Here is a 21,115-nt window from a genome sequence, read left to right on the forward strand (position 1 = left end):
GGGCTGAACGAGGCTTTGGCTTTGCTGCGGCAGTTATCTAAATCAAAAGAATTTATTGGCTTGGAAGATCTATTACTCAGACTGGAGCAGCGTGTAGCACTAACTTCAGCCGAACATAATCCTTCTATAGAATTTGATGAAGCCGAATTGGTTGGTCGTCAGCACTTGATAAGCCTCTATAAAGCTATTCAGAAAAAAGCCTTTTTACGGATTAGGTATCAGACATACAACGGCGAAAAGCCCATGGTCAGGCACATTTATCCGCTCTTACTAAAAGAGTATAATAATCGCTGGGTGCTGGTAGGTTGGGAGAGTGGCCGTTCCATCCCTCAGAATTTGCCTCTTGACCGTATTGTCAGCCAACATGAGACTGCCGAGAGCTTTGTCTACCCCAAGGCTTTTGATATCCGAAGCCATTTTCAATACTTGTTGGGAACAACAAAAACCATAGATAAACCGCAGACGATAGTATTGCACTTCACAGCCGAACGTGGAAAATATGTTGAGACCAAGAAGATACATTCTACCCAAGAAACAACCTGGCTAGCTAATGGTCAGTTGGAGGTACGGATTTTAGTGGAATTAAACCGAGAATTAGAAGCCAGGGTATTAGAATTTGGTAGGGATGTAGTAGTAGTTGAGCCATACGGACTGAGGGATAAGATTAGAGATATACTGTATCAAGCTTATAGCCAATATACTACATAGAAAAATCAGGCATTATCATCGATTAGCTAATAGTTATCATGTCCAAAGTTTCATTATACGAAATATTAAAAAAAATAGGCTTCCGCTCTACTTCCGATTCTAGACTTGAATTGGATTTTGGAAATTTTAAATTAGTAGCCGTTGAGGCAATGAACAGATATCTTAAAGATATAGTCTATTTCTCAGGAATAAATCAAACTGAGCGAAGATTAGGTCTTATTGAATTTGAAATCCCTCAAGAAGTGGATTCCTTCGAGCAGGGCGTTGCCTTCCTTTCTTTTAAATTAGGACGTGATTTTGAAGCAAAAAATGTCCCCGCCTGGTATCATCAAGGCTTGCTCTGGAAATCTCTCCTACCTTGGGAGCAATCGAAACTAGCTTATAGCCAAAAGCCTTCAGCAACTATTGAGCACGACTATTTTAAGCTCATTGTCCAAAAAATGCGAAAAAAATCTGATGAGGCTACTGAAGACGATATTACAACCTTATCGTTTAATGGTAATACCTTGACAATAAATTGCTTAGGAGAACGCATTATTGCGCCAGCAACAGGGAATCCCTGGGAAGAAGTATCATTGAAAACAAGATCGTTAGCCCATCTACCTCAGCGTATTAAACAACAAATTGGCACAATTTACATATGGGAAAGCAGACTTCATGTCGCGAACTATGTCCTGCCCCTACTCACCGAATTATCGACCTAATACCGTTATTTTGCTGAATCACTTAGTTTACTAAAGACGGGAGTGCATATACCACAGTTTAAACTAATCTTCAGAAGGTGCAGCTGAAGGTTTCATCCACCAGAATGGCAAAAGAGAAAAAACAGGTAAAAGAAAAGAGCATTGAAGTAACCCTTTGGGAATCAGCTAATAAATTAAGAGGAAGCGTAGAATCCGCTGAATACAAGCATGTCGTGCTTAGTCTGATCTTCCTCAAATTCACCAGTGATAAATTCGAAGAACACCGGAAGTCGCTCATTAATCAGGGGCGGGAGAAATATATCGATATGCCCGACTTCTATACCATGAGCAACGTGTTTTACCTCGACGAGGAATCACGATGGAGCTATATCATTCAGCACGCTAAGCAGAACGACATCGCACTGAAGATCGACACCGCCCTCCATCTCATCGAGCAGAAGAATAAAGCTCTTAAGGGTGCACTGCCCGACAACTACTTCTCACGGCTTGGCCTGGACAGCGCGAAACTGGCATCGCTGCTCGATACAATCAATAACCTGGATACGCTCAAAGATAAGGCGCACGATTTGGTAGGCCGGGTTTACGAGTATTTCCTATCGAAGTTTGCGCTGGCGGAAGGCAAGGGCAAGGGTGAGTTCTATACACCTAAGAGTATTGTCAACTTAATAACGGAATTGATTGAACCGTACCGGGGTATCATTTATGACCCAGCCTGCGGCTCTGGCGGGATGTTTGTGCAATCGGTGAAGTTTATCGAAAGCCACCACGGTAACAAAAAAGAGGTGTCTATTTATGGGCAGGAGTATACAGGTACGACCTACAAGCTGGCAAAGATGAACCTCGCCATTCGGGGGATTACAGCTAATCTTGGTCTTAAAGCTGCCGACACATTTGCCGATGATCAGCACAAGGACCTCAAGGCCGATTTTATTATGGCCAACCCGCCGTTTAACCAGAAAGACTGGCGTGCCGCTACCGAACTGACCGACGATCCGCGCTGGCGCGGTTATGACGTACCTCCTCGTAGTAACGCTAATTACGGCTGGATTCTGAACATGGTCTCGAAGCTTTCCGACAACGGCGTGGCGGGTTTTATTCTGGCCAACGGCGCGCTGAGTGGTGGTGGTGAAGAATATAAAATCCGCAAGACGCTAATCGAGAACAAACTAGTTGAAGCTATTCTGGTGCTACCTCGGAACCTGTTTTATACGACTGACATCAGCGTGACGCTTTGGATTATCAACAAGAATAAGCGACAGCACAGCCGTAGCCTTGGCGATACCGAGCGCCATTACCGTGACCGAGAAGATGAGATTCTATTTATGGATTTGCGGCAGATCGGTGAGCCTTTTGAGAAGAAGTTTGTGCAGTTTTCGGAGCAGCACATTGCCGACATCGTGGCCACATATCATGACTGGCAACAGGAAGCCAATACTTACCGAAACGTACCTGAATATTGCTACTCGGCCCATATCGAAGAAATTCATGGTAAAGATTACTCGCTGGTGCCGAGCAAATACATCGAGTTTGTAAACCGCGACGAAAACATTGATTTCGAGCAAAAAATGCAGACGTTGCAAGCCGAATTTATCAACCTGTTCCGGGCCGAAGCACAATCGAAAAACGATTTACTTACTGTATTCAGCGAATTAGGCTATGCAATCGAATTATAAGCGATTGGGTAATTACATCCAAGAAGTCAATGAGAGAGACACAAATATGTCCGTTACGTTGCTGCTGGGAGTAAGTATTCAGAAGAAATTTATTCCGTCTATCGCCAATATTATCGGCACGGATATGTCTACGTATAAAATCGTCAGACAAAATCAGTTTGCGTATGGCCCAGTAACTTCTCGAAACGGTGATAAAGTGTCTATTGCGTTGTTAGACGATTACGAAGAAGCTATCGTTTCGCAAGCCTACACAGTTTTTAAAATCATTGACACTGAACAGTTGCTGCCTGAGTATTTAATGATGTGGTTCCAACGACCGGAATTTGATCGATATGCCAGGTTTAAGAGCCATGGCAGCGCTCGTGAAGTATTTGATTGGGATGAACTCTGTAATACGTATTTGCCCGTGCCGGACATCGATAAACAACGGGAAATAATCAAAGAGTATCATACCATTACAAACCGCATTGCGCTGAATAAGCAACTGATTACGAAGCTGGAAGAGACGGCACAGACTATTTATAAACAATGGTTTGTCGATTTTGAATTCCCAGATGAAAATGGTCAGCCTTACAAAAGTAATGGGGGTGAAATGATTGACAGTGAGTTGGGAGAAATACCTAAGAAATGGGAGGCTGGAAAACTAATTGATTTGCTTGAACTTCAGCGGGGGTTTGATTTAGCAACTCAGCATAGGAAAAATGGATTGTATCCTATATACGCTTCGACTGGAGTTGCGGAGTATCACAACGATTTTAAAGTAAAAGGTCCAGGTGTTGTAACCGGACGAAGTGGTTCGTTAGGTGAAGTTTTCTACATCGAAGAAGATTTTTGGCCACTAAATACTACCCTTTGGGTTAAAAGCTATAAAAATGCAACGCCTATTTTCGCTTATTATATTTTGAAATCCATCAATATTAGCGATTACAATAGTGGCTCTGCAGTCCCAACCTTAAATAGAAATCACATTCATCTACATCGCTTAATAGTACCAAAGAAAACTACAATTGAGAGGTTCGAAAATATTGAAAGAAAAATATTTCATAAGATAAAAGTATTAATACGAGAGACCCATTTACTTTATTCTTTAAGTAACCTTCTTCTTTCTAAACTCTCGACGATCGAAGAACCGATACATGGCTAAATATAGTGTACATCAGCAACCGATTGAGACGTTGCTGACTTGGATTAAATCGGGTGAAATTGACATTCCAGAAATTCAGCGGCCTTTCGTCTGGAAAGCATCTAAAGTACGTGACCTCATCGACTCGCTTTACAAGGGTTATCCTGTGGGTTACATTATCACTTGGCGCAATCCCGATGTAAAACTGAAAAACGGTGAGCTGTCCGCTGGTAGAAAGGTTCTCATCGACGGACAGCAGCGTGTTACGGCCCTCACCGCAGCTATTGTAGGTCAACGCGTACTTGACTACAACTACCGGCAGGTTAACATTCGTATCGCTTTTAATCCGCTTACCGAGACATTCGACGTTTTTAATAAAGCCTACGAAAACAGCTCAGAATGGATCAATAGCATCCACCCCATTCTGAACGAAGAAATTTCCATTGGCAAGGCCCGGCGCGACTACATGGCTCTGAATTCCAATGCCGATGAAGATTTGGTTGAAAAGCGGATCGAGAATCTCAAAGCCATCAAGACCAAGCAGGTTGGTATTATCGAACTCGACCATACGCTCGATATCGATACCGTTACCGAAATTTTCATCCGCATCAATCAGAAGGGGGTAGTACTGAGTAATGCCGATTTTGTGATGTCGAAAATTGCTGCTGATGAGCAGCATGGTGGCAACACGATGCGGAAGCTGGTCGATTATTTTTGCCGGCTGCTGGTCGACAAGGATTTCAATAAACACATTGTCGACAACGACCCCGCCTTCCACAGCCACAATTATTATGGAGCCATTCGCTGGATGGCCAGTGGCCATGATGCACTCTATGTACCCAACTACATCGACGTATTACGAGTGGCCTACACCTATCAGTTCAGTCGAGGCCGATTCAGTGATCTAGTGGCTCTACTGTCAGGTCGGAACTTTGAAACGCGTAGCTACGAAGACGAGATTGCCGAACAAAGTTTTCAGAAACTGTCGGTGGGCTTGCTCGACTTCGTCAACCAGACGAACTATCAGCGTTTTCTAATGCTGGTAAAGTCGGCAGGCTTCATCAGTAATCGGTTGATCTCGTCGAAAAATAGCCTCAACTTCTCGTATGCTCTTTATCTTAAATTACGGGCGCAGGGCATGTCGGAAGCTGAAGTGCAGCACTACGTGAAGCGGTGGTTGGTGCTGTCACTATTAATTGGTCGCTATTCCGGTTCGTCAGAATCAATGATTGATGAAGACATCAAACAGATTAACGAAAAAGGGATTGCCACGTATCTGAGCCAAATGGAACAGACCAACCTCGGGGCAGGCTTCTGGGATTATCGGCTGGTGAGTGATCTGGAAACTTCGGCTACTGGTAACAACGCCTATAACGTGTATCTAGCGGCTCAATGCTATAACCATGCCCCTGCCTTTCTGGCTAAAAGCATGCGCATCAATAGTCTAATTGAGCAGCGGGGCGATGTCCATCATATTTTTCCGAAGAAGTATCTGACTAAAGCCAATTTCCCCCAGAAGCTGTATAACCAGGTAGCCAACTACGTTTTTACTGAACAGTCAACCAATATCAAAATTGGAGCGATGGCTCCCGGTGATTATCTGCGCAAGGTAAGGGAGCAGATTGGGCAAGGCCAGTTGGACCTCAGCACGCTCGACTCGGAGCAGGACTTGCTGGACAACCTTGCTCACAACGATATTCCGTTCAACCTAGATACACTCGATCACACGCAATACGAAACGTTTCTGATGGACCGACGGCAGCTAATGGCCCAAAAGATCAAAACGTACTACGAAGCTTTGTAGCCACACTAATGAAACATTTCACTGAAGCCGCGCTGGAAGAGTTATTCTGCCAACTGCTGGCGAGCCAACATTACCCACACCACTTAGGCGAAACGCTCACCCGTACTCCGGAGGAGGTGCTGATCGAGGACGACCTACGTATCTATTTGCTCCGGCGGTACAAAGCTGAGGGGCTGACGAACTCTGAAGTCGACTCGATCATCCGACAACTAAATGCTCTACCGGCATCTGATCTTTACGAGTCCAACAAGATTGTCATGCGTCAGTTAGCTGACGGCTTCACGTTTACCCGCGAAGACCGGCGGCAAAAAGATATTTTCATTGAGCTAATCGACTATAGGGGTCTGTCGCAACAACGTCAATCAGCTACGAAGCAATTAGAACACGTAGTGGCTGATCCCGCCATGACCCATTCCGCTGACCAAAACATTTACAAGTTTGTGACGCAGCTGGAGATCGTCGGCACCGAACGGCGTATTCCCGACGGTATCCTATACATCAATGGCCTGCCCATAGTGGTATTCGAGTTTAAGAGCGCCATCCGGGAAGAAGCCACCTTGTTCGACGCTTACAAACAACTTACCGTTCGCTATCAGCGCGACATCCCAGAGCTTTTTAAATACAACGCTTTCTGCGTCATCAGCGATGGTTTTAACAACAAGGCGGGATCGTTCTTTGCCCCTTATGAGTACTTCTATGGTTGGCGTCGGGTGGCGGGGCTAGCCAAAGATGTAGACGGAGTAGAAAGTCTATATACCCTGATTCAGGGAATGCTAGACCACGCCCGCCTGCGTGACATTATTCGTAATTTTATCTACCTGCCCGATAGCTCAAAGAAGACTGAAAAGGTTGTTTGTCGTTACCCCCAGTACTATGCAGCCCGGTCATTGTATGATAACATCAAGAAAACGCAGAAGCCCGACGGCGATGGCAAAGGAGGTACCTACTTCGGGGCCACCGGTTGCGGCAAGAGCTTCACCATGCTCTTTCTGACGCGACTGCTGATGAAAAGCGCCTATTTTGCTAGCCCCACGATCATTTTGATCACCGACCGCACTGACCTCGACGATCAGCTATCAGGACAGTTTACCAACGCTAAAACGTACCTCGGTGATAACACTGTGGTGAGCGTAGACAGCCGCGAGCAGTTGAGGACGATGCTGGCGGGCCGGAACAGCGGGGGTGTTTTCCTGACTACCATCCACAAATTTACGGAAGACACCCGGCTCCTCACCGATCGCACCAATGTCATCTGTATTTCAGATGAGGCTCATCGCACTCAGACCAATCTGGAACAGAAAGTGCGGGTAACGGCCGAGGGAGTCAGCAAATCATACGGGTTTGCAAAATATCTGCGGGATTCCCTGCCTAATGCCACCTACGTAGGCTTCACGGGTACGCCAATAGACGCAACACTTGATGTATTCGGTCCCGTGGTGGATACCTACACCATGACCGAATCGGTACGTGACGAGATAACCGTTCGTATTGTGTACGAAGGCCGGTCGGCAAAAGTAGCTCTCAATAACAGCCAACTCGAAAAAATCGAGCGGTATTATGAAGAAGCTGCTGAAGCTGGCGCCAATGCCTACCAGATTGAGCAGAGCAAAGAAGAAACGGCGAATATGAACGCCATTCTAGGTGACCCGAAACGGTTGCAGGTTCTGGCAGACGATTTCATTAAACACTACGAAAATCGCCTTACCGAGGGTGCCTCTATCAAAGGGAAAGCCATGTTCGTGTGCAGTTCCCGCGAAATTGCCTACGACTTATACAAACGGATCATTGCGGTACGGCCTGAATGGAACGAGGTACGAGTAGCTGAAGAAGGGGCTGTATTATCGGATAAGGAAGCTAAGGAGATCAAACCAATCGAGCGGATCAAGATGATTATGACTCGTGGAAAGGATGACCCCAAAGAACTATACGACTTGCTCGGTACTAAAGAGTATCGTAAAGAACTAGACCGCCAGTTTAAAACGGCCAAATCGAACTTCAAGATCGCCATCGTTGTCGACATGTGGCTGACGGGCTTCGATGTGCCCTTCCTGGACACGATCTATATCGATAAACCTATTCAGGAACATAATTTGATCCAGACAATCTCGCGCGTTAACCGGAAGTACGAAGGGAAAGAAAAAGGGTTGGTAGTCGATTATATCGGCTTTCGGAAACAGATGAACCTTGCTCTAGCTAAGTTTGGTAAAGGTGAAGAGAAGAATAGCGAAGACGTGATGGCGTCAGTTGTCATTGTCAAAGACTACCTCGACTTGCTGGCGAAACTCTTTCATAAATTTGACAGTCGTCTCTATTTTTCGGGTACGAATCTTCAACAACTGCATACGCTGAATTTAGCTGTCGAGTATGTGCAGCAGACAAAAGATACCGAAACCCGCTATGTGGGTCTGGTACAACGACTCAAAGCGGCCTACGATATTTGTAGCGGACGAGAGGAAATCGCACAAATCGAACGCGATACCATTTACTTTTATCTGGCCGTTCGAAGCATTCTATTCAAACTGACCAAAGGTGACGCCCCCGACACGGCTCAGATGAACGCGCGGGTACGAGATATGATTAAAGATGCCTTGGCCAGTGAGGGCGTGGAAGAATTGTATAAAATTGGTGATGAAGGCCAAACCGAGCAGGATCTATTTGACGAAGACTACCTGGCGAAGCTTAACAAAATCAAACTACCCAACACGAAAATCAAGCTGCTTCATGAATTACTCGCTAAAGTAATTGGTGAGCTAAAAAAGGTTAACCGGATAAAAGGTATCGATTTTTCAAGGCGTATGCAATCACTGGTGGATCGCTATAACGATCGTAGTCAGAATGATGTGCTGCGGAGTGAGGTATTTGAGGAGATCGCCGAGCAGCTGACCAACCTGATCTGGGAAGCCCGTCAGGAATTTTCAGCTGGCAATGAACTGGGAATCGATTTTGAGGAAAAAGCCTTCTACGATATACTCAAGGCACTCTGCTTAAAATATGGTTTTACATACCCTGAAGATAAGCTAATTGATCTGGCCAGAGCCGTCAAAAACTTAGTCGATGGACAGGCGAGTTTTCCAGATTGGAATAAACGTGAGGATATTAAGGCATCACTGAAAGTAGGAATCATTTTACTGTTAGATGAACACGGCTATCCACCCGTTGAGCGCGACGAAGTGTATACCGACATTTTCGAGCAAGCTGAGAATTTCAAGAAGAATCAACAGTAAAAAGCTGTTCTAAAGCCATTCTGCTTAGGAACAGTTTATGTTACATATCTATGAGCTTCTATTTTATTAATCATTTATACTCCGGCTTTCCCGCTCAATAAACGCCTGGAGTTGCTCTTTATCAGGCAATTCAGCTAAGTATTGAGAGACAAACACTTCATTTGCCATACCACTGGTGGCATATTCTACTAAGGAATTGTCTTTACTGGCGCAGAGGATTATACCAACTGGCGGATTATCACCTGCGCTCATTTCATTGGCTTTGTAATAGTTGAGGTAAACGGTCATCTGTCCGGCATCAGCATGGTCGAATTCACCGATTTTGAGATCGATCAGCACATGACACTTCAGAATTCGGTGATAAAAAACTAGGTCGATCCGATAATGACGATTTCCGAAACTGATGCGCTTTTGCCGGGCCTCAAAGCAGAAGCCTCGTCCCAACTCCAGTAAGAAGTCCTGTAAATTGTCGATGATGGCTTTTTCGAAGTCGTTTTCGGTGTATTCCGGTTTTTCTTGTAAGCCTAGAAACTCCAGCAAGTATGGATTCCGTATTAAATCCTCCAGACCAGTCGGTTGATTCTCCTGAATACGGGCAATCACGGCCGCTTTATCGGTTGACAGGCTGGTGCGTTCGGCTAGAAGCGTTGTAATAGCTCGATTTAGCTCGTGAACCTTCCAATTGTTTTTGAGCGCTTCGACTTCGTAAAAGCGACGAAGTAATGGATTATCGACTTTCAGTAGTTCGACAAAATGGGAGTACGTTAGCCGATCCAGCAAGAGAGATGGATTGAGCGTAGGTAAGTCCTTATCAATACTCGCATTACTTGTAACATCTTCCTGGCGAATGAGATCAAAATCAGGTAGTTTGAATTTGGCAGACAGCGTCTGCCAAATTTGAGGATAGGTTAGGTAAAACTGACGATACTGCCGCAAGGAGCGATCTGACACACTCTTGATAGCGTGTTTTTGCAGTTCAACAGATAAGCGTTTATGCAGTTGTTGGCCGTAAGCCGCGCGGTCAGTGCCATGTTGCTCGAACTCAACGATATAAAATCCAAACAGATAGTTGCGAAGGGTCAATAATTGATCAGCCTGACGAGCCGCCTGCTGACTAAGCTGCTGATGTAAACCTTCCAACGTAGTGATTAACTCTGAAAATTGCATAGTAAATGGCAAAGAAACGTCACCCAAGATAGTTAAACTTAGACTTTTGGGCGAGGAAGAGGCTGAATAAATCGCCTGTAATTGGTTAGTTAAAGTCTATACACTCCGTGCCAGCTAACGAGCCTATGTTGGCGTCCCAAAGCAATCAGTTCTAAGTAACCTAGGTCTTGCAACTAGTAAATTTTCATTCGTGAAGTCAACTGGATATTGACCAGTTTCTTTAACTACAAACCCAGGCTTTTATCAAAGCATGCTTTAATAAGGCAAAGTTTACATTAGGGTAATATCTAATTAATTGTGTTACAGCAAAAAATATCATCAGGAGTAATCTTTTATTTTAATGCAGTCCACGGCAAAATAATAATTTAAAAAAATATTTTTTATATAATACATTGACTATTAGCACTATAAACTTAATAAAAAAATTATTTCCACAAACCACTTGCGTGTACTTTCTAATTTTTATACGTTTGTACACGGCAACCATAAACCTTATGAATAACACCCTTGCATACAACATAACCCGCGCCAGGCAGCAAATAGGCATGACCATGGAGGAGTTAGCGAATCAAGTGAGTATCTCTAAACAAGCAATTAGTACTTATGAAAATGGCTTTCGTAACCCTGACAGCACTACGCTACTTTCCATTGCGAAAGCACTGGGTCAAAATTTAGAGTATTTTTTCTCCGCGCATCGAGTATCCTTTAGATTGAACGCGATCAATTATAGAGAGGGAATGTCACTATCACCCGATCAACGGATCACAGTCGAGCAAATTGCTAGCGACGCTCTTTCGGGCTATATGGAACTTGAAACCATTGCAAAAGAGACTAAACCGTTTGAAAATCCATTGCAAGGCATCGATCCGGTTAAAACGGCGGAGGATGCGGAGAAGGCTGCTTTTCAACTCCGTAAGAAATGGAAGCTTGGGGATGGTCCACTACACAACCTGGTGGATGTGCTTGAAAAACGAGGGATTCGAATAATAAAGGTCAAGTTTGGCTATACCTATACGCATGAGGGACTTTCCGGATGGGTGGATAATAGGAAGTTTCCGGTTGTCATTCTCAATGATCGGCCACAGGACGTTTGCCGTATTCGATTTACCCTGCTACATGAACTGGGGCATCTACTTTTGGTTATGGCAGACGACCTCTCGCTAGATGATATAGAGAAGTATTGTAACGCGTTTGCTGGTGCCGTGCTATTGCCAACAGACATTCTGATCGCTGAATTCGGTAAGAATCGAACGGCAATTTCAATGCCTGAATTACAGCGAATTAAGCAGTTGTACGGTATGTCAGTTTACGCGATTATGGTGCGAGCCCGAATGGCGAAACTCATTACCTATGAGGCTTATCAAAACTGGAAAATGAGTGCTTTCGAAGACCATGAATACGGCTACTACCTTGGCGAAGAAGAGCCACAACGGTTTCTGCAAATGCTATATCGATGCCTTAGCGAACGAAAGATTGGCCTTGATAAAGCAGCTCAATTGGCGGGTCCTAAATATAGCGAGGCGGACTTTCGTGATATCTATTACCAAAAACTTAAGTAAATGAAAAATCTGGTTGTGACGGAGATGAGTTTGCCGGTAAAACTGCAACGTTTTGGCATACTAAATCATCTGGAAGCTAATGATGTGCAGTTTTACATTCCCGATGGATGTTACTCGGAGCAACCAGTAACAAGTACATTTTCAATGGCTGATCTTGCCTTGGCAAAGCAGATGGTCAACCAAGGGAAAATAAAAGTGGTTGCACTGAATGATCGCCAAATGGCGTCGGTGTGGACTCTCAAAGCAGGTTGCTGCTCCAGGTTTCTTGCCAGAACTATATATGCAGTTATTTACGCCCGTTCCAAAGGATACACACTTGTAACAGAGGATCACCTTTTGAGAGTGATCGCATTTCAGCAATTCGGAATTTCCATTTCAACTTATGAAAGTGTTTCCGTAGGGCTATTGCAAGAAGTAATCAGTAGCGGAATGAGCTTAAATATCGACCTTATACACGATTTAGTATAAAAAAATAGCCAGGCGGAGACCACCTGGCTTGGATCATCACCGAAGAAACACGAAGCTTAGCAAGCTTCTGATGACTAAGAAATTGGACACTTCAAAGTTAAGTTCTTCCTTGATAGCATCCAAGTTTTCTGTGGCCCAAGCTATTAGGCGGCCTTTTGTCCGCTGATAGTGCCTGCATTGTTTAACAAACTCAAGTTGACGCTGAAAGAAAATCTGTAACAGTGGCTACGTGCCATTATCAAGTACTACACGTACTCGAGATCATAAAATTTTCTTTAACCAACTAAACTGTTTACGACAATGTCGCAGACTAATAATTCCTTGGCTCCTGTTGAGCCGAAATCTCCCTTTTTAGAATACATCGTAGAGGGAAAAAGCTTCAACTCGAAGGAGCAATACGTAACAGGTCAGCAAATAAAACTCGGCGCTGGGATTCCGCTCGATACAGAACTTTATCTCTCTGTGGCCAAGCCTTGGGTGGATGAGTTGATCATGAATGATGCCCGCGTCAATCTGGCCCGACCGGAAATTGAATACTTCTACGTTCGTAAAAAGCTGGACCTATCCATAAATGGTGTAGACCACATCTGGTTTAAGCAATATATCTCCCTCGAAGAGATTAAAGAATTAGGTCAGATTGACGACGAAGATGAAGTATACCTGAAAATAGCCCCGCCTTTCGAGGATGAATTAATTCGGCCTGGCGTGATTGTGAATTTGGCCCGCCCCAGCAAGGAGCACTTCTTCTCGAAAGAAAAAGCAGAGTACACGCTGATTGTCAACGCAACGCCGAAGCGATGGACACAAAAAACAATCTCCTACGAGCAGGTTATTGTACTGGCCTTTGGTCAGAATAACAACAATGGACAGATGGAATACACGGTGGCTTACTCGAAAGGGCCCAAGCAAAACCATAAAGGGTCAATGGATGTCGGAAGCGTTGTAAAGGTCAAAAACGAGATGCAATTCAATGCAACAGCCACTGATAAATCATAGCCCGGACCTAAAGCGTCTGCGCGACGAAGGGTATGAGATAGAGCTAAGAGGACCCTACCTGCTTGTGCATCATATTCCTTACCTGAACGCTAACCGGGAGCTATACTACGGCACCTTGGTAACATCACTCGACACCAGTGGGCAAACGACCACACGGCCAAGCTATCACGTTATTTACTTTACAGGGGAATATCCGCACAGAAGTAATGGCAGACCGATTTCGGGTATCGAGCACCAGAATTGCCCTCAGCAATTATACCCGGAAGTGATTGTACAGTTTGCTTTTTCGAATAAACCACCCGAAGGATACGCTGACTACTATCACAAGGTAACGCGATATGCTGACATTATTTCGGCCCCGGCAAAGACGCTGTATCCAGAAGTCACAGAGAAAACGTTTAAGGTTGTGCCGACAGAAGAGGAAACTTCGCCTTTCCAATACCTAGATACGAACTCAGGCCGGGCCAATATCTATCCGTTAAATGCTAAGCTTGAAGGCCAGAAAGTGGCGATTGTTGGATTGGGTGGGACAGGCGCATATATTTTAGATTTGTTGGCTAAAACACCCGTTTCGGAGATCCACTTGTTTGATGGCGATGTCCTGCACACACACAATGCCTTTCGTTCGCCGGGAGCCGCTTCACTTGAGGAGTTAGATTCGGAACCGCTGAAAGTGGAGTATTACTGTACCATTTACTCGAAAATGCATAAAGGAATCATCGCTCATCCACAGTACGTAACCGCGGACAACCTTATAGAGCTCGACGACATGAATTTTGTTTTCATCAGTCTAGACCGAAATCAGGCAAGAGGGTTAATGGCGAGCCATTTCCGATCACGAGGCACTGCGTTTATCGATGTTGGTTTAGGGGTTAATTTAGTGGAAGGTCGTTTAACAGGTATGATTCGCGTAACGACCGCTACTGAGAACCAGAATGACCATTTACCGAAGCGACTGCCTGTCGGTGAGCAGGGTAATAATGACTATGACGCCAATATTCAGATTGCGGAGTTAAACGCGCTTAACGCCAACTTGGCAGTCATCAAGTGGAAAAAGCTAAACGGCTTTTACCATGATTTGGAGAGAGAGCACAATAGCCTGTACGCAATTAATAATTCGGAATTGTACAATGATGATCAAGGCCTTGCGGCATAACTTCGTTAAATTCATTCCGGAAAAGCTAGACGAAGGCGTGCTTTACGTTTCCATCGACTATTGCACAGCCGCACACAATTGTGCGTGTGGCTGTGGCAATAAAGTTATTACGCCAATAACGCCTACCGATTGGGAGCTTATGTTTAATGGTGATGCTATTTCACTTAGCCCATCAATCGGGAATTGGAGCTTTGATTGCCAATCACACTATTGGATTAAGGGAGGTGAAATACAATGGGCAGGGAGGTGGTCCCAAGATGAAATTGAGGAAGGTCGGCGAAAAGACCAAATTAGAAAACGGATACATTTCAGTAAAGCGGACGATGTGTTGGAAGCCTCAACCGAAAATGAGATTGAATCGGTTGAACAAGAACCCGTTCGGGGCTTTTGGCAAAGGCTCTTCCAAAAAATTGGGCTATAATTGGACAGTTTTAATGAGCTGAAACACAACATCACTCGCTTGCTAGTGGTGTTGTGTTTCAGCTCATTAAAACTGTCCAATTAAACGGCGTAGAGGTTCAAAAGGCTGAACGATTAAAATGAACGGTTTTATTGAACGCAGAAAGGGCCGTTTCCAGCCCCTTCCCTCCTACTTGGCCACCGTTCAGAAAAACGTCCGATCAACGAAGCAAGGTAAGCACACCTCTTCGTTTTTTAACAGAACCGCCTACGAATTCCACTATCGTTTCATACACATAATTATCCGCTGGTAATGGCTGACCGTTGTGCTGGCCATCCCAGCCTTCCGTTTGTGAATTGGGCGTTAGATTTGTTGCTTCGTATACCCGAACACCCCATCGATTGAAAATTCGCATCTCGTGAATCTTCGTTAGATTACTACCGTATATATTGAAGCGGTCGCTGATATTGTTCCCATCTGGTGTAAAAACGCTGGCTACATAAAGGGTACAGGTATCCACTAACACGGCATCCTGCTGGGTAAGGGAGTCAGCGCAAGCGCCATTGCTCGCCCACAGTTTTATGTCATAATGCCCCCGGTTAAGCTTTATTTGAGGATTTTTGGCTGTCGAAATAAGTTGTCCATTGGCATACCATTTCCATGCGGTTGCATTTTGTGACTGATCCTCCATTGTGACGATTGTATCCGAACAGATCACGCCGTTATTAGCGATACGAAATGCAGGCTGACTTCCTTGCCGAAGCGCAATAGGATGTGAAACAACGGCCGTACAAGCAGTCGGAAATCCAGTAATTGTCATTGCAATTATATAGGTGTCTCTGTTGCCGGCGTATGTGTGCGTTGGCGAATAGAACATTGAATCAGTAGGCGAGCCATCCCCAAAATTCCATTTAAAGCTTAAGCGGGCGTCTGAGGTGTTCGTGATGGATACCGGCTGACTCACACAGTTGACGTTAGGTACTTTGAAATCGCCGGTCGGTATAGGACCGGTTATAATGGTTTGCTCCCGCGTGGCAAACCCGCCACATACCGGATAGACCGTCATTTTAATCGTGTACCGGGTTTCTGGTTTGGTAAATTGATTATAACTCACTGTTTTCCCCTCCAGCAAGTGTCCATCAATTTCCCATTTAACAAGCGCGGGTACGGGCGTCGAAGCGTCCATAAACGTTATTTTGTCGCCAACACAGATCGGGTTCTTGCTAATGGTAAAGCTTGGTATAACCTCTTTCGGGAAAACCGTTATCTGCGTGGAATCGATGTCGGAACCGCAATCACTGTTCACCGTTAGTCGAACCGTATATATCTGTTTCATGGCAGGCGATTGGTATTCGTGGCTCACCACGGGGGCAGTACTGCTAATTGGTGGTGTCCTGTCGCCAAAATCCCACGTAACGTTCCCGTTAAATCCCGTCGACCGGTTGGTAAACGTGACGTTCGTGGGTGGGCAACGGATAGTAGTCGAATCGACGCCGATTTGGGCTTTGGCTTTAGGCAGTACGGTAATAATCTGTGTGGTTTTGGGAAGGCTGCCGCACGAGTTGCTTCCGCTCAATGTGATGATAAAGGACTGCGGTTGGCGACCATTGTTCTCGAAGGATTGAGGATCAGGCTGGAAGGACGTGCTGCTTGTTTGATTCCCAAAATCCCACTGGTAGTTTACCCCCGGCTGAGCAATGCCATTCATCAGAAAAGAAACGGGTAAGGGTGAGCAGCCGTGCGTTACGCTGGGGGTAAAGCTGATAAGGGCCGGGGGAGCTGTGATGGTCACGTCCTGCGAAACGGTACTGGAGCAACTACCGGCCATACTGATCAAGGTAACCCGAACGGAACCTGTCGGCAATTGAAGCGCTGGCTCACGTTCCGTAGACACCGGGTTGCCATTGACCAGCCACTGAAAGGTGGTTGCTCCGATGGAATTATTAACGGCTTTTATCGGCGTACCACTACAGCCATTGGCAAGAGTAAATCTGGTTTGGGGCTGTCCAATTGTAACGGTAGCTACGGCACTCGCGCTACAGCCACCACTAGTTGTTAAGACGTAATTGACCCGAATCGACGCAGCGGTTATTCCCGTTAGAGTAAGTAGATTGCCTGTAAGACAGTTCACGCAGTCAGTGGTTGTCCAGCGTCCGCCAGCGGGACTGCCTTCAAGTGCCACTGTAGTCTGCCCGGAACAGACGCTGACGCTTTGAGCGATTACTTGTATGCCTTGGACCTCAATAAGTACGGTATCTTTAACCGCACAAACGCCGGTGCCACGCTGGTACGTAATTCTGACGCGGCCGGGTGTGCGTGGGTTGAAAAAACTCCGTCCACCCTGTTGGGTAATCTCCGCCTGGTTCGTGCCCGTCCAGGTTCCGCCCGCCAGGTCTGCGGTGAGCAGTAGAGGACTGGCGTTTGTGCAGAGAACTGTGGAGCCGACCGGATTTGTGATATGCACTGGGACGGATGGGGCGACCAGAAAAGTGTCGCGCACGGTCTGGTTCCCGCACGTATTACTCAGATTGACGGCTACAATATAGGGCGTGGTCGATGGACTCACCAGCTGGGATTGAGTTGGCAAGAAAGCGGTGCCATTGAGGGTGTACGTGGCTCCGGCTATCGGCGAGGCCACTACATAGTTAAACGCCTGACAAGTGTCTGGCTGAGGAAGCAGTCGAGGGCTGGGCAGGTCAACGACCTTATGCGTGCAGACCATAGGTTGTGATACACCGCAGCTGTTGCGGGCTATGAGCGTGACAGTATACGTGCCGGAACGGTTAAACTGAATCTGAGGTTTAGGCGAACTAGCATTCGTGCCGTTGATGAACCGGTAGGTTGACGGACTGATTTGCCAGGAATAGCTTGTGGCATCAAGGGAAATGGTAGCATCCATAGCCAGGGTTCCCCCGTTGGAAAGACAGACAACAGTATCTGTAACATTGACGGGATTGACGACGTAGCCGCTGGCATTGTATTTCGCCACCGGTATTTTCTTTACCGGAACGGTCTCTTCATGTGTGGACGTGCCACAACTGTTGGTTGCGGTTAGTTTGACTTTATAGGAAGTCGTCGTTGCTGGAAACGTTTTACTGGGATTAGCAAGGGCAGAGGTCGTGCCGTCGCCAAAATCCCAGAGCCAGGTCATATCATTTGTATTAGGGCAGCTCCTGTTCTGAATAGTCGCCGGACGCCCTTCGCAGGCCTCCACGAGAAAATTGGCGCTTGGCTTAATCTTAAAGGTAAGAATAGCCCCTTTGTTGTTGCCTAGGCAATTCGTCGTAATAAAAATCTTGAACTGCTTCGTGGTGCCACTTCCGCAGTTTTTGAGAAAGGTACGTAAGTCGTACTTATGCCTGATTTCAACGGGGGCAGCCGTTGGGTAAGACTGTTTTTGACCATCGTCCCAATCCACCTCAAAACTGGTAAATGGACAGGCTGGGGAAGGTTTCACGTTGAAACACATTTCGTACAATGTATCCGTCAGGGTTACGCATCGTTCGAGATTGCCGGTACAGGCATCAAACTCCACCAACTGTTGAGCACGGACGGAGAGCGTCATAACGAGGAGTAGCGTAGATAGACAGACGTCCCGGAACGTGAGCAAGTTCATAAAGATGGAAGGGATAGGATTAACGAATGGGGTGTTGTCAACGGGGGCAGCGCATATGGAACTTTGCATTTCGTCGCCTTTGTCGGCTATCGGAATCAAGGCAGCCGGCTACCCAACCCAGATTAACGTAACTTACCGTAAACTCAAACGTATTTCCAGTATAGCCAGCTTGTTTTGAGATGGTTACGTCGTAGCTGAACGCAAAAGACAAATTGTTGTTTTGAATACCTACCAGGCCAATCAACGCATCCTGCGTAGTCTGATTTACCGTCTTCAACAACGGAATACCCCGATACATTAAACCCACAATTAACGAGTACGTAGCGGGCGAATCGGCGGAGGTGGAGACCTTCCTGGGTGAGTAATAGTTAACGTAGGCACCGAGGTCAAGCTGGCGGATACTACTTTGCATTCGAAAGTTGGCAACAGGCGTAAGGTCCCAGCCATTCATTCGCAACTGAGAACCCATGTGTAAGTTAATACGCATCGGCAGTCGATATGGCTGGGAAGTTGCTAAGTTGACATTTGGCTGATTTAGGTGGTAAACCGATATGCCAATCCAATCTTTGTTTTTGCCAAAACCGGAATAATCAAAGTCAACGATTCCACCCAACCCAACATCAAAGAAAGTTTTCGAGAGGGCCTGGCCGGCAAGCGGGTCGTTTGACTGTCCAGCGACGCCGGTCGTTGTGAGTTGATCGACAAAAATGCCTCTTCCTAACTGATAATTCCGCTGCCCCCCACCAACGTATAGGCCCGTCCGTACGGAATACGTCTCAGCTTTTATCGCCAGAGGCACCAAGACTACGCCCCCCGTAGTTGTTCTTATGTCGGCGCTCTGCTGATCATTCATTAGAAATACCCCCCCGCCCATCTTTACCTTTCCACACTCATAAGTTGCATCAGCCGAAGCCGAAAAGGTGTTGAACTGCCCCGCATCGCGCCACTGGTTACGGTAAATGACAGCGGCCCTGCCCCCTTCGGCGTAACCCGCGTAGGCTGGGTTCAGGTAAAGCGGGGCAGAGTAATACTGAGAGAATTGCGGGTCCTGGCCCCAGGTGTGCGAGAACACCAAGATTACAAACCAACTGGTTAGAAGTACACGCATAAGCAAGTCTAATAAATATTGCTCATATAATTAACCGCAAGACGTTAGTTCACAAGATAATGAGTTTATTCAAACGAGCCTTAAATACGTACTACGTGTTTATTAAGGTCTTGAGCCTGAATAGTTAGCCGTAAGAACGATGCCGCCCCCAGTCGAAGTTGATGTCATGTTAACTGATTTCCCCGAAAACGAACCCGACCCTGTGACATTGAAGGTTATAGGAGCTCCCGAAACTGTCCCTTGGGCTGTATAGGGGGCAAGGGTAAAAGTTGAGCCAGAAAGTTTAATCGTCGTAGGAATATCTGTGCTGGTACTATTTGCTGCCTTTATTAGTATCTCATCTATTGAATTCCCTTTTGCAAACAGATAAGAGGTTGCTAATGAGCCATTCGTGGTTGAACCCGTAGCGGTAACTTTCTGAGAATAAGTTACTATGGTTGCATAAGTGCCTATATATTGATCACGTGGATCAACCACTTCTTTTTTAGAACAACCCAAAACCAAAATGAGTGGAATTAGAAATAGAACCGAATATCCTTTCTTATATAGCATAATTCTAAAATGTTAAGCATATGTTAAGCCATAATATCCACTAAACGGTCGAATAAATAAATTGCGTTTTTTCCGTCATACCGCCTGCCAACTTAATTTCTTTATTACCATATTGAAAAGTCAGTTTGTAATTGACATCACGGATGCCATCGCCAATTACTGAGATAATACCATTTAGAACTCCCTTAGAAACATTAGCTGCCTGATGAGCGATGACAGTTGCTCCTACTTCAACAGAAGGTCCCCCGATAATAACAGTACCATTTTGTACACTTGATGATCGGTCAATTTGGCCCTTATGAGTCACTACAGCTAATCGACGCACATGTTTGGTAATGTTGTTCGTCAATAATAATTTCACTAACGTTCATGGTAAAAGTACCTTCTTCAGGCATAAAATAGTTAGCGGCCCAAATAATTGCAGTTGCTAGCCCATTGGCGAAAATAAAATAACCAATCCATCCCAGCTTTATCAATGAGTCAATGAAAAGAAGGGAGACAGCGGAAATCAGGCATATTAGGAGGAAAACGCCGACACCGAGCACAAAACTATATTTGTCTCTAATGTAAGTAAAAGTGCGGCTCTCGCTCACACTATTTAAGACAAAAATAGCTATTCGGTAAAGTGTTAGTCATAAAACAGCATGTTATTTAATAAACTGTAAATGAATCCATTATGCATCAAAGACATGCTTAAAATCTTTAACACCTACTTGGTTAGTTTAGCCTTATTGAGCCGCCCGAAAAGACCATCCGTAAATCGTAATCTGGCCGTTAGGGCAATTCAGCGTTTCATTCTTGAGCGATGGATACAGGTAGCCGGCCAGTGAAGAAGTAGGGTAAGCACTGTCGATGAT

Annotated in this window: 16 protein-coding genes; 11 read left to right on the forward strand and 5 right to left on the reverse strand. The window is 45.6% G+C overall.

Annotation, left to right across the window (positions count from 1 at the left end; translation table 11 throughout):
- The 6 genes from ACOJS8_RS10970 to ACOJS8_RS10995 form a co-directional block, all read left to right on the forward strand.
- The coding region (locus tag ACOJS8_RS10970) for a helix-turn-helix transcriptional regulator (RefSeq protein WP_420148585.1) at nucleotides 1-708 on the forward strand (708 nt) is incomplete at its 5' end.
- Between the two features lie 38 nt (nucleotides 709-746).
- Nucleotides 747-1,412 (forward strand): hypothetical protein, encoded by a 666-nt coding sequence (locus ACOJS8_RS10975; RefSeq protein ID WP_420148586.1) that lies wholly within the window; start codon nucleotides 747-749, stop codon nucleotides 1,410-1,412.
- 104 nt (nucleotides 1,413-1,516) lie between these two features.
- Nucleotides 1,517-3,085, forward strand: coding sequence for an N-6 DNA methylase (locus ACOJS8_RS10980; protein ID WP_420148587.1), 1,569 nt, complete (start codon nucleotides 1,517-1,519; stop codon nucleotides 3,083-3,085).
- On the forward strand, nucleotides 3,069-4,229 hold the full coding sequence (locus tag ACOJS8_RS10985; RefSeq protein ID WP_420148588.1) for a restriction endonuclease subunit S: 1,161 nt from the start codon (nucleotides 3,069-3,071) through the stop codon (nucleotides 4,227-4,229). Before ACOJS8_RS10980 ends, ACOJS8_RS10985 begins: the two co-directional genes overlap by 17 nt.
- Nucleotides 4,222-6,012, forward strand: a complete 1,791-nt coding sequence (locus tag ACOJS8_RS10990) for a GmrSD restriction endonuclease domain-containing protein (RefSeq protein ID WP_420148589.1) — start codon at nucleotides 4,222-4,224, stop codon at nucleotides 6,010-6,012. Before ACOJS8_RS10985 ends, ACOJS8_RS10990 begins: the two co-directional genes overlap by 8 nt.
- 8 nt (nucleotides 6,013-6,020) lie before the next feature.
- Complete coding sequence (locus ACOJS8_RS10995; RefSeq protein WP_420148590.1) at nucleotides 6,021-9,236, forward strand: type I restriction endonuclease subunit R; 3,216 nt, start codon at nucleotides 6,021-6,023, stop codon at nucleotides 9,234-9,236.
- Nucleotides 9,237-9,302: 66 nt separating this feature from the next.
- Here the strand turns inward: ACOJS8_RS10995 and ACOJS8_RS11000 are convergent, their stop codons facing one another.
- Nucleotides 9,303-10,403, reverse strand: a complete 1,101-nt coding sequence (locus ACOJS8_RS11000) for a PDDEXK nuclease domain-containing protein (protein ID WP_420148591.1) — start codon at nucleotides 10,401-10,403, stop codon at nucleotides 9,303-9,305.
- A gap of 494 nt (nucleotides 10,404-10,897) precedes the next feature.
- Between ACOJS8_RS11000 and ACOJS8_RS11005 the strand changes: the two genes are divergently transcribed.
- The 5 genes from ACOJS8_RS11005 to ACOJS8_RS11025 all read left to right on the forward strand — a co-directional run bounded on the left by ACOJS8_RS11005 (nucleotide 10,898) and on the right by ACOJS8_RS11025 (nucleotide 15,003).
- Nucleotides 10,898-11,962: a helix-turn-helix domain-containing protein gene (locus tag ACOJS8_RS11005; protein ID WP_420148592.1), complete on the forward strand. Its 1,065-nt coding sequence runs from the start codon at nucleotides 10,898-10,900 to the stop codon at nucleotides 11,960-11,962.
- A complete protein-coding gene (locus ACOJS8_RS11010) occupies nucleotides 11,963-12,430 on the forward strand; it encodes a hypothetical protein (RefSeq protein ID WP_420148593.1) in 468 nt (155 codons plus the stop codon).
- 300 nt (nucleotides 12,431-12,730) lie between these two features.
- Nucleotides 12,731-13,426 (forward strand): multiubiquitin domain-containing protein, encoded by a 696-nt coding sequence (locus tag ACOJS8_RS11015; protein WP_420148594.1) that lies wholly within the window; start codon nucleotides 12,731-12,733, stop codon nucleotides 13,424-13,426.
- Entirely contained in the window at nucleotides 13,401-14,582 is a 1,182-nt protein-coding gene (locus ACOJS8_RS11020) for a ThiF family adenylyltransferase (protein ID WP_420148595.1), read from the forward strand. Before ACOJS8_RS11015 ends, ACOJS8_RS11020 begins: the two co-directional genes overlap by 26 nt.
- Complete coding sequence (locus ACOJS8_RS11025; RefSeq protein WP_420148596.1) at nucleotides 14,557-15,003, forward strand: DUF6527 family protein; 447 nt, start codon at nucleotides 14,557-14,559, stop codon at nucleotides 15,001-15,003. Before ACOJS8_RS11020 ends, ACOJS8_RS11025 begins: the two co-directional genes overlap by 26 nt.
- Before the next feature lie 199 nt (nucleotides 15,004-15,202).
- Here ACOJS8_RS11025 and ACOJS8_RS11030 read toward each other — a convergent pair whose 3' ends face one another.
- From ACOJS8_RS11030 to ACOJS8_RS11045, 4 genes are all read right to left on the reverse strand, one after another.
- Complete coding sequence (locus ACOJS8_RS11030; protein ID WP_420148597.1) at nucleotides 15,203-18,547, reverse strand: PKD domain-containing protein; 3,345 nt, start codon at nucleotides 18,545-18,547, stop codon at nucleotides 15,203-15,205.
- 88 nt (nucleotides 18,548-18,635) lie between these two features.
- Nucleotides 18,636-19,706 carry a PorP/SprF family type IX secretion system membrane protein gene (locus ACOJS8_RS11035; RefSeq protein ID WP_420148598.1) on the reverse strand — a complete coding sequence of 357 codons (1,071 nt, stop codon included), beginning with the start codon at nucleotides 19,704-19,706 and terminating at the stop codon, nucleotides 18,636-18,638.
- Between the two features lie 102 nt (nucleotides 19,707-19,808).
- Nucleotides 19,809-20,258 carry a hypothetical protein gene (locus ACOJS8_RS11040; protein WP_420148599.1) on the reverse strand — a complete coding sequence of 150 codons (450 nt, stop codon included), beginning with the start codon at nucleotides 20,256-20,258 and terminating at the stop codon, nucleotides 19,809-19,811.
- 40 nt (nucleotides 20,259-20,298) lie between these two features.
- Nucleotides 20,299-20,583 (reverse strand): hypothetical protein, encoded by a 285-nt coding sequence (locus tag ACOJS8_RS11045; protein ID WP_420148600.1) that lies wholly within the window; start codon nucleotides 20,581-20,583, stop codon nucleotides 20,299-20,301.
- Between the last annotated feature and the right edge of the window lie 532 nt (nucleotides 20,584-21,115).

This window comes from Spirosoma sp., assembly GCF_048594605.1.
Taxonomy (GTDB): Bacteria; Bacteroidota; Bacteroidia; order Cytophagales; family Spirosomataceae; genus Spirosoma.

Bases quoted from the DNA above. Each gene is read 5' to 3' on its own strand.
- ACOJS8_RS10975 (WP_420148586.1), top strand. From the start codon at position 747: ATGTCCAAAGTTTCATTATACGAAATATTAAAAAAAATAGGCTTCCGC.
- ACOJS8_RS10980 (WP_420148587.1), top strand. From the start codon at position 1,517: ATGGCAAAAGAGAAAAAACAGGTAAAAGAAAAGAGCATTGAAGTAACC.
- ACOJS8_RS10985 (WP_420148588.1), top strand. From the start codon at position 3,069: ATGCAATCGAATTATAAGCGATTGGGTAATTACATCCAAGAAGTCAAT.
- ACOJS8_RS10990 (WP_420148589.1), top strand. From the start codon at position 4,222: ATGGCTAAATATAGTGTACATCAGCAACCGATTGAGACGTTGCTGACT.
- ACOJS8_RS10995 (WP_420148590.1), top strand. From the start codon at position 6,021: ATGAAACATTTCACTGAAGCCGCGCTGGAAGAGTTATTCTGCCAACTG.
- ACOJS8_RS11000 (WP_420148591.1), bottom strand. From the start codon at position 10,403: ATGCAATTTTCAGAGTTAATCACTACGTTGGAAGGTTTACATCAGCAG.
- ACOJS8_RS11005 (WP_420148592.1), top strand. From the start codon at position 10,898: ATGAATAACACCCTTGCATACAACATAACCCGCGCCAGGCAGCAAATA.
- ACOJS8_RS11010 (WP_420148593.1), top strand. From the start codon at position 11,963: ATGAAAAATCTGGTTGTGACGGAGATGAGTTTGCCGGTAAAACTGCAA.
- ACOJS8_RS11015 (WP_420148594.1), top strand. From the start codon at position 12,731: ATGTCGCAGACTAATAATTCCTTGGCTCCTGTTGAGCCGAAATCTCCC.
- ACOJS8_RS11020 (WP_420148595.1), top strand. From the start codon at position 13,401: ATGCAACAGCCACTGATAAATCATAGCCCGGACCTAAAGCGTCTGCGC.
- ACOJS8_RS11025 (WP_420148596.1), top strand. From the start codon at position 14,557: ATGATGATCAAGGCCTTGCGGCATAACTTCGTTAAATTCATTCCGGAA.
- ACOJS8_RS11030 (WP_420148597.1), bottom strand. From the start codon at position 18,547: ATGACGCTCTCCGTCCGTGCTCAACAGTTGGTGGAGTTTGATGCCTGT.
- ACOJS8_RS11035 (WP_420148598.1), bottom strand. From the start codon at position 19,706: ATGCGTGTACTTCTAACCAGTTGGTTTGTAATCTTGGTGTTCTCGCAC.
- ACOJS8_RS11040 (WP_420148599.1), bottom strand. From the start codon at position 20,258: ATGCTATATAAGAAAGGATATTCGGTTCTATTTCTAATTCCACTCATT.